Annotated in this window: 12 protein-coding genes; 3 read left to right on the plus strand and 9 right to left on the minus strand. The window is 72.2% G+C overall.

Annotated elements, in window-relative coordinates; genetic code table 11:
* Nucleotides 1-44: 44 nt before the first annotated feature.
* The 3 genes from IXW69_RS03275 to IXW69_RS03285 form a co-directional block, all read right to left on the minus strand.
* The gene (locus IXW69_RS03275) at nucleotides 45-1,961 is read right to left on the minus strand and encodes a glycoside hydrolase family 13 protein (protein ID WP_194784961.1); all 1,917 of its coding nucleotides are present in this window, start codon (nucleotides 1,959-1,961) and stop codon (nucleotides 45-47) included.
* A 158-nt stretch (nucleotides 1,962-2,119) separates the two neighbouring features.
* Nucleotides 2,120-3,808, minus strand: coding sequence for an L-serine ammonia-lyase (locus tag IXW69_RS03280; RefSeq protein ID WP_407646521.1), 1,689 nt, complete (start codon nucleotides 3,806-3,808; stop codon nucleotides 2,120-2,122).
* Nucleotides 3,809-3,971: 163 nt separating this feature from the next.
* Nucleotides 3,972-6,056 carry an alpha-amylase family protein gene (locus IXW69_RS03285; protein ID WP_194784962.1) on the minus strand — a complete coding sequence of 695 codons (2,085 nt, stop codon included), beginning with the start codon at nucleotides 6,054-6,056 and terminating at the stop codon, nucleotides 3,972-3,974.
* A 289-nt stretch (nucleotides 6,057-6,345) separates the two neighbouring features.
* Here IXW69_RS03285 and IXW69_RS03290 point away from each other — a divergent pair, with 289 nt between their 5' ends.
* Both IXW69_RS03290 and IXW69_RS03295 read left to right on the plus strand, forming a co-directional pair.
* On the plus strand, nucleotides 6,346-6,942 hold the full coding sequence (locus IXW69_RS03290; RefSeq protein WP_194784963.1) for an NAD(P)-dependent oxidoreductase: 597 nt from the start codon (nucleotides 6,346-6,348) through the stop codon (nucleotides 6,940-6,942).
* A gap of 276 nt (nucleotides 6,943-7,218) precedes the next feature.
* Nucleotides 7,219-8,019, plus strand: coding sequence for a hydroxymethylpyrimidine/phosphomethylpyrimidine kinase (locus IXW69_RS03295; RefSeq protein ID WP_194785048.1), 801 nt, complete (start codon nucleotides 7,219-7,221; stop codon nucleotides 8,017-8,019).
* A gap of 111 nt (nucleotides 8,020-8,130) precedes the next feature.
* On the opposite strand, the gene dnaB is transcribed toward IXW69_RS03295, so the two are convergent.
* Nucleotides 8,131-9,600, minus strand: a complete 1,470-nt coding sequence (gene dnaB, locus IXW69_RS03300; RefSeq protein WP_228524666.1) for a replicative DNA helicase — start codon at nucleotides 9,598-9,600, stop codon at nucleotides 8,131-8,133.
* A 424-nt stretch (nucleotides 9,601-10,024) separates the two neighbouring features.
* Between dnaB and IXW69_RS03305 the strand changes: the two genes are divergently transcribed.
* On the plus strand, nucleotides 10,025-11,560 hold the full coding sequence (locus IXW69_RS03305; protein ID WP_194784964.1) for an MATE family efflux transporter: 1,536 nt from the start codon (nucleotides 10,025-10,027) through the stop codon (nucleotides 11,558-11,560).
* Between the two features lie 130 nt (nucleotides 11,561-11,690).
* Here the strand turns inward: IXW69_RS03305 and IXW69_RS03310 are convergent, their stop codons facing one another.
* The 5 genes from IXW69_RS03310 to rpsF all read right to left on the minus strand — a co-directional run bounded on the left by IXW69_RS03310 (nucleotide 11,691) and on the right by rpsF (nucleotide 14,752).
* The gene (locus tag IXW69_RS03310) at nucleotides 11,691-12,425 is read right to left on the minus strand and encodes a hypothetical protein (RefSeq protein ID WP_323745145.1); all 735 of its coding nucleotides are present in this window, start codon (nucleotides 12,423-12,425) and stop codon (nucleotides 11,691-11,693) included.
* A gap of 571 nt (nucleotides 12,426-12,996) precedes the next feature.
* Nucleotides 12,997-13,452, minus strand: coding sequence for a 50S ribosomal protein L9 (gene rplI / locus IXW69_RS03315; RefSeq protein ID WP_194784966.1), 456 nt, complete (start codon nucleotides 13,450-13,452; stop codon nucleotides 12,997-12,999).
* Nucleotides 13,453-13,467: 15 nt separating this feature from the next.
* Nucleotides 13,468-13,704, minus strand: a complete 237-nt coding sequence (gene rpsR, locus IXW69_RS03320) for a 30S ribosomal protein S18 (protein WP_067779689.1) — start codon at nucleotides 13,702-13,704, stop codon at nucleotides 13,468-13,470.
* A 140-nt stretch (nucleotides 13,705-13,844) separates the two neighbouring features.
* Nucleotides 13,845-14,435, minus strand: coding sequence for a single-stranded DNA-binding protein (locus tag IXW69_RS03325; RefSeq protein WP_194784967.1), 591 nt, complete (start codon nucleotides 14,433-14,435; stop codon nucleotides 13,845-13,847).
* A gap of 29 nt (nucleotides 14,436-14,464) precedes the next feature.
* Nucleotides 14,465-14,752, minus strand: coding sequence for a 30S ribosomal protein S6 (rpsF, locus tag IXW69_RS03330; protein WP_006547880.1), 288 nt, complete (start codon nucleotides 14,750-14,752; stop codon nucleotides 14,465-14,467).
* Nucleotides 14,753-14,787: the final 35 nt, after the last annotated feature.

Consider the following 14,787-nt stretch of genomic DNA (forward strand, 5'->3'; position numbering starts at 1 on the left):
GCCCCGACCCAGCTGCTGGGTCGGGGCCACCGGCGTCCCGGCTCTCAGCGCGCGGGTCGGAGCCAGGCGGTCGCGTCGGCGGGAAGGACGCTTACGGTGGTCCCGTCGTCAGCCTCGAGGGTGTCGAGCGGGGCGCTGGCGAGGAGGACCTCACCGGCGGGCAGCTCCAGGTTGGCGCCGAAGGCGGTCCAGCACTGAAGGCCACTCCGCTCGAAGCCGAGGACGTGCTCGTCGCGCTGCAGCCAGGTGAGCTCACCCTGATTCTCGGCGCCCCAGAGCTCGCGGCGCAGGCGCAGCCCCTCGCGGTACAGGGACAAGGTGGAGTCGGGGTCCGCGGCCTCGACGTCAACGGCGTACTCGCCCCAGCCGGTGGGCTGGGGCAGGTGCGGCTCGGTGGCGCCGTCGGGCCCGAAGCCGTGGCTGGAGCCCTGAGCGGTCCAGGGGAGCGGGACGCGGCAGCCGTCGCGCCCCTTCTCGACGGCGCGGTTGCGGAAGGCGATGGGGTCCTGGAGGCGGTCCTCGGGGATGTCGGGGACCTCCGGCAGGCCGAGCTCGTCGCCCTGGTAGACGTACATGGCGCCGGGCAGGGCCATGACGACGAGCGCCCCGGCCCTGGCGCGGCGCTCCCCGGCGGCGGCGTCCGCCACCGGGGCCGTGCCGTCGGCGAGGACCCAGCGGCGGGCGGTGAGGAGCTGGTGGCCGGCGGGGTACGAGTTGTCGTCGGAGACGGCGTCGTGGGCGGGGTCGACCTCCTCGCCCCCGTCACGGGCACGGCGCTCACGCTCCTGCTCCGCGGCGGCCTCTGCGAGGGCCGTGTCCATGTCGAAGGCGTAGCGGGAGGCGACGCGGAAGACGTCGTGGCAGCCCAGGACCCAGGTGGTGGAGCCGGAGGCGGCCTCGTCGGCGAGCCCGGCGTCGATAGCCCAGGCGTAGGAGGCGGCGGTGAAGTCGGCGTCCTGCATCTGGAAGTTGAAGGCCTGGCCGGCGCTGGCCGCGTAGAGATGGCGGCGGGAGGCGGGGACGCCGGCCTCGGCGACGGCGAAGCGGGGCGGGTCGTAGGAGTCGAGGACCTCGCGCCACTCGCGGTAGATGTCGTGGACCTCGGGGCGGTCGAACATGGGGTGGGAGCCGTCCTCGGGCAGCGGCCACCAGGGGATCTCGGACCAGGGGCGGTCGAGGTCGGTGAGGTCCTTGGCCATGCCGGGGGCGACGTCGACGCGGAAGCCGTCCACGCCGCGGTCGCACCAGAAGCGCAGGGTCTCCTTGAAGTCCTCGCGGACGGCGGGGTTGTCCCAGTTCAGGTCGGGCTGCTCGAGGGCGAACATGTGGAGGTACCACTGGTAGGGGCGGTCGGTGCCGGGGCCGGTGAGGGGCCGACCGGCGTCGTCGACGTCGTCGATGCGCTCCCAGATGGAGCCGCCGAACATGGAGCGCCAGTCGTTGGGGGGCTCCTCGCCGTGCTCGCCGCGTCCCTCGCGCACGTGGTAGAGCGCGCGCTCGGGGGCGTCGGGGCCGCCGGCCAGCGCCGCGCGGAACCAGCGGTGCCGGTTGGAGGAGTGGTTGGGGACGAGGTCGACCATGAGGCGGATCCCGGCGGCGTGGAGCGCGTCGGAGAGCTCGTCGAAGTCGGCGAGGGTGCCGATCTCGGGGGCGACGTCGCGGTAGTCGTCGACGTCATAGCCGCCGTCCGCGAGCGCGGACGGGTAGAAGGGCGAGAGCCAGACGGCGTCGACGCCGAGGGCCTTGAGGTAGGGGACGCGGGAGGTGACGCCCTTGAGGTCGCCGATGCCGTTGCCGTCGAGGTCCGCGAAGGAGCGCGGGTAGACCTGGTAGACGACGGCGTCCTTCCACCAGGCCCGGTCCGCGCGGGTGGACGCTGGAGCCTGCTCGGGCGTCGCCTGCGGCGTCTGGTCCTGCGCCGTGTCAGGGTGGGCTGTCTCGAGGTGGGTCTGCTCAGTCACGCCGCGGATCCTGTCACGCGGTCGGTTCCGGACGCGAACCCCGACGCCCGGAACGGACGGACGGTTTCACGTGGAACGTGGCGGGGGTCACGCACGTGGACGACGCGGGAGAGCCGTGCGTGCGCTCCGCCCGCACCGCTCTCCCGGGCCGCCAGTCCTCAGCACTCCACGACGTTGACGGCAAGGCCGCCCGTCGAGGTCTCCTTGTACTTGGAGAGCATGTCCTCACCGGTCTGGCGCATGGTCTCGATGACGGTGTCAAGGCTGACCTGGTGGCGCCCCTCCCCCCACAGCGCCATGCGGGCGGCGTTGATCGCCTTGACCGCGGCGACGGCGTTGCGCTCGATGCAGGGGATCTGGACGAGCCCGCCCACCGGGTCGCAGGTGAGGCCGAGGTTGTGCTCCATGGCGATCTCGGCGGCGTTCTCCACCTGCGCGGGCGTTCCCCCGAGCGCCTCGGCGAGCCCGGCGGCCGCCATTGAGGATGCCGACCCGACCTCGCCCTGGCAACCGACCTCCGCGCCGGCGATCGAGGCGTTCGTCTTGATGAGGCTGCCGACGGCGGTCGCGGCGAGGAAGTAGCGGCGCAGCCCCTCGGCGTCAGCGCCCGGGATGAAGTCCTCGTAGTAGCGCATCACGGCCGGGACGACGCCGGCGGCGCCGTTCGTCGGCGCCGTGACGACGCGGCGACCGGCCGCGTTCTCCTCGTTGACCGCGAGCGCGTAGAGGTCCACCCAGTCCATGCCGCGCAGCGGGTCCGCCAGCGTGAACCGGGCGGCCGGGCCGGTGGACTGCGCCTTGAGCCGCTCGTGGAGGGCCTTGGCCCGGCGCTGGACGCCCAGCCCGCCGGGCAGGATCCCGTCGGCGCTCATCCCGGCCTCGACGCAAGCGCTCATCGTCTCGTGGAGGCGGTCGAGGTAGGCCAGGACGGCCTCCTCGCCACGGGCCGAGGCCTCGTTGGCCATGACGACCTCGGAGACCCGCAGGCCCTCGCGCTCGCAGATCTCGAGGAGCTCGGCGGAGGAGGAGAAGGGGTACGGCGCGGGGGTGGCGTGGGCCTCAGCAGCGGCGGCGGTGGCGAGGGCGCGGATGGAGGGGGCGCCGGGCTCGCCGACGTCCTCCATGACGAAGCCGCCGCCCACGGAGTAGAAGGTGCGGCGCAGGACCTCACCGCCGGCGGCGCAGTAGGCGGTGATGGTCATGCCGTTGACGTGGTAGGGCAGCACGCGGCCGGGCAGGAAGTGGATGTCGGTCGCGGGGGCGAAGGGGAGCTCGCCGACCCCGGCGACGTCGAGCACGCTTCGGGCGGTCACCTCCCCCATGAGCGTCTCGCAGACCTCGGAGGGAACCGTCTCGGGCTCGTAGCCGGCCAGGCCCATGACGACGGCGGAGTCGGTGGCGTGCCCGCGGCCGGTGGCGCCGAGCGAGCCGTAGAGCTCGACGGTGACGCGCGTGACCGGCTCGATGCACTGGGTGGAGGAGGGGGCGGATCCGGGCGCACCGCCGTCGACGGCCACCCGGGCCGCGGAGTCGGCGACGACGATCCCGGCGAGCTCAGCGGCGAAGGCGCGCCCGGCGCGCATGGGGCCGACGGTGTGCGAGGAGGACGGACCGATGCCGATGCGCAGGAGGTCGAAGACGGACAGGGGCCGTGCCGCCTGCTCGGCGGTGATCTCCCCGGCCATGAGGGCGGCGGGCGTGGAGGCGTCGAGCTCAGCGGTGTGGAGGACGCTGTCCCGGGCGGCGTCGGCGCTGACAGCGGAGACCGGGAGGGCGGACGGGGCGGGCGGGGCGGCGGGCGTGTCGCTGGTGGCGGACCCGGGGCCGAGGTCGTGACGGGTGGTCATGCGCCCCATCATGCACGGTCGGCGCGGCCCTCCAGGAGGGGCGGTACGCGGGTTCCCCCGCCGATCCACCCGCCAGCGACGACGAGCCAGACACTCCTGGACGAGCGCGACGACGTCGGCGTCAGGCTCGTTCAGGAATGCCTGGCTCGTGGAGCGCTAGGCCTCAGTCCGTCGGGCGGACGAGCCACCAGGCGGCGTAGGGCGGCACGGGCACCAGGCCGTCGCCGGCACCCTCGAGCGTCGTCGAGCCGCTGGGCACGGTGCCGGTGAGCGCGTCCTCAGCGCCCAGCACGCCGTACTCGGCGAGGCGCCAGGCGGGGACGTGCCGCCAGTCGGGCGTCACGTTGTAGACGCCGACGAAGCTGCCGCGCGGGTGGTCCCGGAAGGTGACGAGGACGCCCTCGTCGTCGACCGGGGCGACCTGCGTGCGCACGTCGGCGCTCAGCTGCGGCAGGCTCGCCCGCACCTTGCCCATGTGGGCGAGGTAGGAGAACACGCGGCCCTCGATGGTGGAGCGGTCGTGGCGGTTGGCGACGCGCGACTCGTCCAGGCGCGGGCGGCCGGCCCAGCGGGAGTCGGCCTCGTGGCCCTCCTCGGTGTCCCAGTTGGGGTCGTTGAGCTGGGCGAGCTCGTCACCGGACCAGATGACGGGGATCCCGCCCCAGCCGTAGATGATGGCGTTGGCCATGCGCAGGGCGTTGAGGCGCTCCTCGAGCCAGGTGCGAGTCTCCTCCTCCTGCCAGGCGGGAGTGTCGTCGTCGATGCCCTCGACGGCCTCGGCGGCGGCCTCGATCCCGATGAGGGAGGCGGCGGTGCCCGCGATGCGGCGGTCGTTGGTGACCGGGTTGTACTGGAAGACGAGGCCGCGGGCGTCCGAGCCCGGGTAGAGGCCCGCGTACCAGTCGGAGAGGAAGACCCGGTGCCAGTAGCCCTCGAGGCCGACGCCGGCGGCGTCGTCGTCGGAGATGGCCCAGCCGATGTCGTCGTGGCAGCGGATGTAGGTGATCCAGGTGGCGGTGCTCGGCTCGACCGGCAGGGAGCGCAGGGCGTGGGCTCCGAGGGTGACGTTGCGGGCGGCGAGCATGGACCAGACCTGGACCATGAGGGAGTTGTGGTAGGCGAGGTCGGAGACCTTGCCCGTGTACTTGCCCTGCCCGAGGTACTGGAGGAGCTCGCTCGGCGCGACGATGGCCTCGGCCTTGAGGTCGATGGCGGGGCAGGCGATGCGGGTGATCGCACGCAGGACCTCGGTGATGGCGTGGACCTCGGGCTGACCCTGGCAGTCGGTGCCCTTGCGCTTGATGGTGAAGGCGATGGCGTCGAGGCGCAGGACCTCCACGCCGCGGTTGGCGAGGCCCAGGATGATGTCGACGAACTCGCCCATGACGGCGGGGTTGCGCCAGTTGAGGTCCCACTGGAAGGAGTTGAAGGTGGTCCACACCCAGCCGCCCGCGGCGTCGTCCCACGTGAAGTTGCCGGGGGCGAAGTCGGGGAAGATCTCCGGGAGGGTCTTCTCGTACTCGTCGGGCTCGGTGCGGTCGGGGTAGATGAAGAAGTAGTCCCGGTAGCGCTGCTCGCCCTTGCGGGCGCGCTCGGCCCACTCGTGCTCCTTGGCGACGTGGTTGAGGACGAGGTCGACGACGAGGCTCATCCCCTCCTTGCGCAGCTCGCCGGTGAGGTGCTCGAGGTCGTCCATGGAGCCGAGGTCGGGGCGGACCTGGCGGTAGTCGGCGACGGCGTAGCCACCGTCGGAGTCGCCGGGGCGCGGGGTGAGCAGCGGCATAAGGTGGAGGTAGGAGACGCCGAGCTCGCGCAGGTAGGGGATGCGCTTCTCGACGCCGCGCAGGTCGCCGGCGAAGCGCTCGGTGTAGCCGGCGTAGCCGATGCGGCTCGGGTCCTGAGCCCAGGTGGGGTTGAGCGTGCGGGCGAGGTCGAGGCGGCGCAGCGCGGCGGAGCGCTCGGTGTAGGCCCTCGCCGCGGCGGCGAGGAGGGCGACCGCGCTGTCCGTGGCGGCGGGTTCCCCGTAGAGGGTGGTGAGGCCGTCGGCGACGTCGGGGTACCACTGCTCGATGCGGGTGGTGAGGATGGCGCGGTCCGAGCCCGTGACGCCGGCGGCGTCGAGGACGGCGTCGACGGCGTCACGCACGACGGCGGGGACGTGCGAGCCGGCGGCGAAGGCCTCGGTGGACGCCTGGAGTGAGGACGGGACGGGGGCCGGGGAGGGGGCGGGCTGCTTCTTCGCGCTCATGGGCCCATCGTCCACGATTCGGGGTGGTTCGGGGAGTGCTTGCCCGACCTGCGGCCGGGCGGCGCCTCCTGCGGGGCGTGCGGGCGGGTCCTGCGCCCGGGAGCCCGGGCCGGCGGCCCGTGCGCGCCTCGGCGCGCCGTCGTTCACCGGCGGCGCACCGGGGGTGCGTGGAGCACGGCCCGCGGGTAACGTCCCGAGGGAGTCGTTGCGTCTTCAATGGCGCACCCGATCGGGCCGACGTCGACGCCACCGCGCCGTACCGGGGCCCGTTCCCGCGAAGGAGAAACCCATGAACATCGCCGTCATCGGTGGCACCGGACGCACCGGCAAGGCTGTCATCGCCGAGGCCAAGCGCCGCGGCCACACCGTCACCAACGCGACCCGCTCCGGCAGCGAGCACGAGGCCGCGGACAAGAACGTCCAGGTCGACGTCGCCAAGACCTCCGACCTCGTCGACCTCATCAACGGCAACGACGCCACGATCCTCGCCATCGGCGGCCTCGCCGAGAAGGCCCCGGAGATCTACCGCAACCTCATCGCCGCCGCCCCCACGGGCCGCTTCATCGTCGTGGGCGGCGCCGGCTCGCTGCTCGACGCCGAGGGCAAGCGCCTCGTCGACGGCGACTTCCCGGACGACTGGAAGCCGGAGGCCCTCGCCTACGCGGAGGTCCTCGAGGACCTCCGCGCCGCCGGCACCGCCGTCCGCTGGAGCTTCATCTCCCCCGCCCCGCTGTACCCCGAGGGCCGCGCCTCGGGCGCCTACGTCGTCGGCAAGGACTCCCCCGCCGGTGAGCGCCTCGCCGCGGAGGACATGGCCCTCGCCCTCGTCGACGAGGCCGAGAACGACGCCCACCGCACGGAGCGCTTCACCGTCGCCAGCGCCTGACGCACCGCGCACCGCCGACGGCGGGGCCGGATCCTGGACAGCAGCAGCCTGCCGGGTCCGGCCCCGCCGTCGTCGTACCGGCCGTGCCGGCGTGCGGCACTCAGCCGGTCGCGCACGGTCACCGGACGAGGCGACCGGAACCGGGCTTGTCCCCGGGCCCGCGCGGGGGCACGCTTCCCCCCCATGAGCGACCCTGTCAAGACCATCCCGCCCATCGCCCTCGCCATCGCCGGCTCCGAGGCCTCCGGAGGCGCCGGGAGCGACCCTGTCAAGACCATCCCGCCCATCGCCCTCGCCATCGCCGGCTCCGAGGCCTCCGGAGGCGCCGGCGCGCAGACCGACCTCAAGACCTTCCAGCAGCTCGGCGTCTACGGCTGCGTGGCCCTGACCTGCATCGTCTCGATGGACCCGAAGAAGGACTTCGACCACCGCGTCGTCGGCATCGAGCCGCAGGTCATCCTCGACCAGATCGAGGCCTGCGTCGGCGTCAACCCGCGCATCGACGCCGTCAAGATCGGCATGCTCGGCTCCCAGCCCACCATCAACGCGGTCGACGAGGCGCTGGAGACCTACGACTTCAAGAACGTCGTCCTCGACCCGGTGCTCGTGTGCAAGGGCCAGGAGTTCGCGGAGGCCAAGGCCGTCGACGACGCCCTGCGCGCCAAGATCCTCCCCCGCGCCACGATGACGACCCCGAACCTCTTCGAGTCCGCGACGCTGGCCGGCATGGACGAGATCACGACCGTCGAGCAGCTCAAGGACGCGGCCAAGCGCATCCACGACCAGGGCGTCCCGAACGTGCTGGCCAAGGCCGGCCCGAGCCTCGGCACCGGCACCGCCCTCGACGTCTTCTACGACGGCACCACGCTCGAGGTCCTCGAGACCGAGGCCGTCGGCGACGTCCGCGTCCACGGAGCCGGCTGCACCCTCGCCGCCGCCGTCACCGCGGAGCTCGCCAAGGGAGCCACCCCGCTCGAGGCGGCCGTGACCGCCAAGAACGTCGTCAACGCCTCCATCGGCATGCGCGGCAACATCCCCTTCACCTACGTCTGGCAGGGCTGGTACCAGGGCGAGTGAGCCCGCACCCGGCTCACCCACCGAGTGACGGCCTCCACGGCAGCGAGCTCGGCCGATCCGTACGCGGACCGGCCGAGCTCTGCGTGAGGGGTGGGGGCGCCGGAGGGGCGCTCACTCGTAGTCGGGCTCGGGGGTGACGTCGCGCGCCATGTTGGCGAAGCGCGAGAGGTGGCCCTGGAAGGCGACGGGGATGGTGCGCGTCTGGCCGTTGCGGTGCTTGGCCACGATGATGTCCGCCTCGCCCGGGCGCTCCTCCTCCTGGTAGTACTCCGGGCGGTGCAGCAGCATGATGATGTCGGCGTCCTGCTCCAGCGACCCGGACTCGCGCAGGTCGGACATCTGCGGCTTGTTGCCGGTGCGCTGCTCCGGGCCTCGGTTCAGCTGGGCGACCGCGATGACGGGGATCTCGAGCTCCTTGGCGAGCAGCTTGAGGGACCGGGAGAACTCGGAGACCTCCTGCTGACGCGACTCGACGCGCTTGCCCGAGCTCATGAGCTGCAGGTAGTCGATGACCATGAGGCCGAGCTTGTTCTGCTGCTTGAGGCGCAGGGCCTTGGAGCGGATCTCCGGCATCGTGAGGTTCGGGGAGTCGTCGATGTAGAGCGGCGCCTCGCTCACCGGGTTGTACGCGCGGGCGACGTCCTCCCAGTCGCGCTCGTCCATCGGGGAGCCACCGCGCAGCTTGTTCATCGAGACGCCGGACTCCGCGGCGAGGATGCGCATCATGAGCTCCATGCGGCCCATCTCGAGCGAGAAGTAGCAGGACGGGATGAGGTCGCCGTTCTCGTCGCGCGAGTGGATCGACGCGGAGCGGCAGAAGTCGACCGCCAGCGTCGACTTGCCCATGGCGGGGCGTGCGGCGACGATGATCATCTGCCCGGGGTGGAGTCCGCCGGTCAGCTCGTCGAGCTCGACGAAGCCGGTAGGGACGCCTGTCATGGCGCCGTTCTCGCGGGACTGGCCGGCCTCGATCTCGAGGTTGGCCTCGTTGAGGAGCTCCCCGACGGCGATGTAGTCCTCCTTCTCGCCCTCCGTGTGCGCGACGGAGTAGACCTCCGCCTCGGCGAGGGTGACGAGCTCGGCGATGTCGCCGGCGTCGGTGGAGTAGCCGAGCTGGGTGATGCGCGTGCCCGCCTGAACGAGGCCGCGCATGAGGGCCTTCTCGCGGACGATGCGCGCGTAGTAGGCGGCGTTGGCGGCGGTGGGGACGGCCGCCATGAGGCTGGCGAGATAGGGGGCGCCGCCCACGCGCTCGAGCTGGCCGCGCTTGGCGAGCTCGTCGCCGACGATGAGGGCGTCCGCGGGCTCGGAGCGGTTGTAGACCTGGACGATGGCGTCGAAGATCTCCTCGTGCGCGGGCTTGTAGAACTCGGGGCCGCGCAGCACCTCGATGACGTCGGTGACAGCCTCCTTGCTCAGCAGCATGCCGCCGAGGGTGGCCATCTCGGCGTCGAGGTCCTGGGGCGGGACGCGGTCGAAGACGCCGTCGAAGCGGGCGCCGCCGGACTCGGCGGGACCGCCGTCGTTCTCACCGCGCCGGGGCTCGAAGCGGGGTCCGCTCGCCTGACCGATGTCCGTCATGCCTGCCTCCTCAGCGCGGCTCCCGGGCGGTCCGCGCGCGTGACGATAACGCTGCGCCAGGGGCCTGGCAAACAGCTCCGACGGCACACCTGTGGACAAGTGGGGATCAGGTGTGGATTGCGGGGTCGATCCTGGGGGCGACGCGCCGTCCCCGGTGTGGACCGCGGTGTGCACGGCCGTCCACCGCACGCGGAACCGACACACTACTTACCGTAGTTCCAACGTTTTCTCATGGCTCTCCCGCCCACAGTCCGGCGTTGTCGAGATTCGCGGCGAATCTGTGGATAAGTGGGATTCTCTGTGGATGACGTCCGTGTGACTCGGCGTTTGCGGCGGTGGCTGCGGGGACTTGCGGTGCTCGTGGGGCGAGTTATCCCCAGGGGACGCGTGAGACACTGCAGGCCCCCGATCCCATGAGGAAGACGTGCCCGACACCCCAGCCCGCCACCACCCGCGTCGATGCCCGACCAGACCCGGAGCGACAGCGTCCCGGTCCCGTCATCCGGAGGCACCAGCCGACCTGGACCGACGCGTCCTCTCCCTCGCGCTGCCCGCCCTGGGCGCGCTCGTCGCCGAACCTCTCTTCGTCCTCATCGACTCCGCCATGGTCGGGCACCTCGGCTCGGTCAGCCTCGCCGGGCTCTCCCTGGCCTCGACGGTCCTCACGACCGCCGTCGGCCTCTTCGTCTTCCTCGCCTACGCGACGACGGCGACCACCGCCCGCCGCTTCGGCGCGGGGGACCGCCGCGGGGGCCTGCGGGCCGGCGTCGACGGCGCCTGGCTCGCCGCGCTCATCGGACTCGTCGCCGGCGCCCTCCTCCTCGCGCTGGCCCCCTGGCTCGTCCACGTCCTCGGGGCACGAGGCGACGTCGCCGACGCGGCCACCTCCTACCTCCGAGCCTCGTCAGTCGGGCTACCAGGCATGCTCATCGTCTACGCGACGACCGGGACGCTCCGCGGGCTCCTCGACACCCGCACCCCCTTCGTCGTGGCGACGGCCGGCGCCGTCCTCAACGTCGTCATCAACGCGATCCTGCTCTACGGCGTCGGGATGGGGGTCGCCGGATCCGGCCTGGGAACGGCCATTGCGCAGACCTCCATGGCAGTGGCCCTGGCCGCGCCGGTGGTCCGGGCGGCACGGGCCGAGGGCGTCGGCCTCGCACCGCACAGGAACGGCCTCTCCGCGTCGCTGGGCGCCGGGACCCCGCTGCTCGTCCGCACGCTCTCGCTGCGCGTCGCCATCCTCACGACCGTGTGGGCGGCGACGGCGCTCGGAGCCGTGCCGCTCGCGGCGCACCAGGTCGTCAACTCGCTGTGGAGCTTCGCGGCCTTCGCCCTGGACGCCCTCGCCATCGCGGCGCAGGCGCTCATCGGGACAGCCCTGGGCCAGGCCGACGCCGCGGACCTGGCCGGATCGGCCGAGCAGGACGGCACGGTAGAGGCGGACCTCGTCCGCACCTCCACCGACGACGCACGGCCACCCACCGGTCGACCGGGCGCCGCCACCGAGGCTGCCGTCAGAGCGACACCGGAGCCCGCGCTGCCGGTCGACGTCGTCCTGCGCCGCTGCCTTACGTGGGGCGTCGTCACGGGCGCCGCGATCGGCGTCGTGCTCGCCGTCCTCAGCCCGTGGCTCCCGCGCGCCTTCTCCTCCGACCTGGCCGTCACCTCGCTCGCGACGCCGGCCCTCGTGGTCGTCGCGACCGCGATGCCGCTGGCCGGTGCGGTCTACCTCTTCGACGGGGTCCTCATGGGCGCCGGCGACGGCCGGTACCTCGCGTGGGCGGGGATGGCGAACCTCGTGCCCTACGTGCCGCTCGCCATCGCCGTCGGCCACGGCTGGCCGGTCGCGGGCCCGCACGGGCTCCTGTGGCTCTGGGGAGCCTTCGCGTGGGTCTTCATGGGCGCGCGCTGCCTGACGACGGGCCTGCGCGCCCGCACCGACGCCTGGCGCCACTGAGCACCACCCGCCGCCCGCGCCCCGCCCACGTCCCTGTCCCCACCCTCCACGCGCCGAGATCGAAGGGTCGGTCGCGAGATCGCACCACCAGCCCTCGAACTGGGCCGGCAACCTTCGATCTCGGCGCCGCTCAGCACCACAGGTCACGCACGGGCACCAGGGCTCGCACGACGTCATCGGGGAACAGCGCCAGGATCGTCCCGCGGAGCCGCTCCAGGTCATTCAGGTCGCGCCACGTGACGTGCACGCACCGCCAGCCAAGACGCGCGAGCTCGTCACGCCTCCGCTTCTCACGCAGCAGGTCCGCCGGCGCTTGGTACTTGAGGTCGCCGTCGAACTCCAGGTAGATCCGCAGGCTCGGCCACATGAGGTCCGGGAAGAAGCGCTCACCTGTCCGCGGCACCTCGATGCCGTACTGAAGGCCCGGTTCGGGAAGCCCGATCGCCCGTACGAACCACCTCAGGACCGACTCCCCCGGAGACTCCGCCCAACCGGATGCGATCGCGACGACGTCGAGAGCCCGACGACGTCCGCGGCGCGGCCCCTGGGCCCCGATCGCGCGACGAAGCCGATCCAGCTCAAGGCTCAGTCGCCGCTCCGAGTCACGGCGCCCAGTGCGCGAGGGACGGCACAGCGCCCGCAGGGCCGAGTCGACGACGCACACGGCCTCGCGAGCCGGAAGATCGAAAGCGCAGTCGAGCGCGGTCCGGCGCAGGCTGGTGACCCGCAGCCCACTGACGGTGACCACGTCCTCCGCAGTCACCCACACCCGTCGACGACGCAGGCTAACACCGCTGCGCCCACCGGCCACTGGAGGCAACGGCATCGTCGTGCGAGGCGGATTCGATCGGACGATGACGCTCACGTCCGGCTCCTGAGCACGCATCCACAGGCCGTGGACGAGCGCCGCTGACTCGTGGCTGAGGCACTGGGCGGACGTCATCGCGAGAACGGCGGCGCAGCGTGCAAGGCTCGCCCGGCGTCGGCGCTCCCAGGCCGGACCGTCGACGGCGAGCGACGCGTACCACCCTCGCGAGACGCGGACGCGATCGTCGGCGTCACCCGGAACGTCGGGCGCGGGCAGGATGAGGGGAATGGTCGGGGGCTCCGGGTAGTGCTCCATGGCACCAGGCTCGCCGCATCGCCAGTCCGTGACCGGTCTCGTCCCCAGGCACGCCGTCGGCCCCCCGCACGGCGGCCTCCTGTGGAGCGCTGAGGACGAGGGCCGTGGCTTCTGCTCACCCAGTTCGAAGGGTACGGATCCAGATCGACAGCTGACGGTGCGATGTGGGTCCGTACCCTTCGATCTCGGCGCGGGGGACCGCCCTCAGGAGTGCGGTCCGCCCCCACAGCCGGGGCCGGGCAGCACGCACGACGGAGCCCCGGCCACCCGCGAGGGGTGACCGGGGCTCCTTCAGTCAGCGAGCGCTGAGGGCTCAGCGAGCGGCGACGACGTTGACCTCGAGGGGCGCGACGACGTCGGCGTGCAGACGCACGGAGGCGCTGTGGCGGCCGGTCGACTTGATCGGGGGGACGACCTCGATCTTGCGGCGGTCGAGGGCGGGGCCGCCCGCGGCCTTGACGGCGTCCGCCAGGTCGGCGGTGGTGACGGCACCGAAGAGGCGGCCGTTGGCGCCGGCGGTCGCGGTGACCGTGACGACGTTCTCCTGCAGCCAGGCGCGGCCCGTCTGGGCCTGCTCGAGGGAGTCGATGGAGCGCTTGCGGCGGGCCTCGGCCATCTGGTCGATCTGCTTCTGGGCGCCCTTGGTCCACGGGGTGGCCAGGCCGCGGGGCACGAGGTAGTTGCGGGCGTAGCCGTCCTTGACCTCGATGACCTCGCCGGTGGTGCCGAGGTTGGAGACGTCGTGCGTGAGGATGAGCTTGGTGGTCATGTCTCAGGCCTCCGATCAGCGAGCAGAGCTCGAGTAGGGCAGCAGAGCCATCTCGCGGGCGTTCTTCACGGCCTTGGCGATCTTGCGCTGCTCCTGGACGGAGACGCCGGTGACGCGGCGGGCGCGGATCTTGCCGCGGTCGGAGATGAACTTCCGCAGCGTGGCGGTGTCCTTGTAGTCGATGGTGCCGACCTTGATGGCCTTGACCGGGCCGACCTTCTTCTTCGGCTTACGAAGCTGAGGCTTCGCCATGGTGGTACTCCTTGCTTCGAGCGCCCTGGGCGCTCATACGAGATTGGTGTGGGTGCGCCGCGCACCGGCGTCGCCGGGTGCTGCGCTGTGGGAACGGGTCCTGCCGCCTGCCTGCCGGCCGACGGCGTCGGACCGGAGGATCAGAACGGGGGCTCGTCGCCGAAGGACGTCGAGCCGCCAGTGGCCCACGGGTCGTCGGAGGCGCCGCCCTGCGGGGCGTTGTAGCTGCCCTGCTGGCCTCCGCCGTTGCCTCCGGAGTAGCCGCCTCCGTTGCCACCGTTGTAGCCGCCTCCGTTGCCGGAGAAGCCACCGCCGTTGCCGCCGGAGTAGCCGCCGTTGCCTCCACCGAAGCCGCCCTGGCCGCCACCCGAGGTGCGGGTGACCTGGGCCTTGGCGCGACGGAGGGACGGGCCGATCTCATCGACCTGCATCTCGACGACCGTGCGGTTCTCGCCCTCGCGGGTCTGGAAGGACCGCTGCTGGAGACGTCCCTGGGCGATGACGCGCATGCCCTTGGTGAGGGACTCGGCCACGTTCTCCGCCGCGTCGCGCCAGATGGAGCAGCGCATGAACAGGGTCTCCCCGTCCTGCCACTCGTTCGTCTGGCGGTTGAACGTGCGGGGGGTCGAGGCGATCGTGAAGGAGGCGACGGCCGCACCGGAGGGCGTGAAGCGCATCTCCGGGTCAGCGGTCAGGTTCCCGATGATCGTGATGACGGTGTCTCCGGCCATGCTTCTCTCCGTTCCCTGGTGAGTGAGGCTCAGGCCTCGGGGCGCAGCAGCTTGGTGCGCAGGACGGTCTCGTTGAGGCCGAGCTGGCGGTCGAGCTCCTGGGCGATCTCAGGCGTGGTGGTCATGTCGACGACGATGTAGAAGCCCTCGGACTTCTTCTTGATGTCGTACGCAAGACGGCGCTTGCCCCAGACGTCGACCTTGTCGACGGTGCCCCCGTTGCTGGGGACGACCTGCAGCAGCTTCTCGAGGGACGCAGCGACGGTGCGCTCGTCGGTCTCGGGCTCGAGGATGATCATGATCTCGTAGTGACGCATGCTTGGTACCCACCTCCTCTGGACTATGGCGGTCA

The organism is Actinomyces haliotis (assembly GCF_015355765.1).
GTDB lineage: Bacteria > Actinomycetota > Actinomycetes > Actinomycetales > Actinomycetaceae > Actinomyces > Actinomyces haliotis.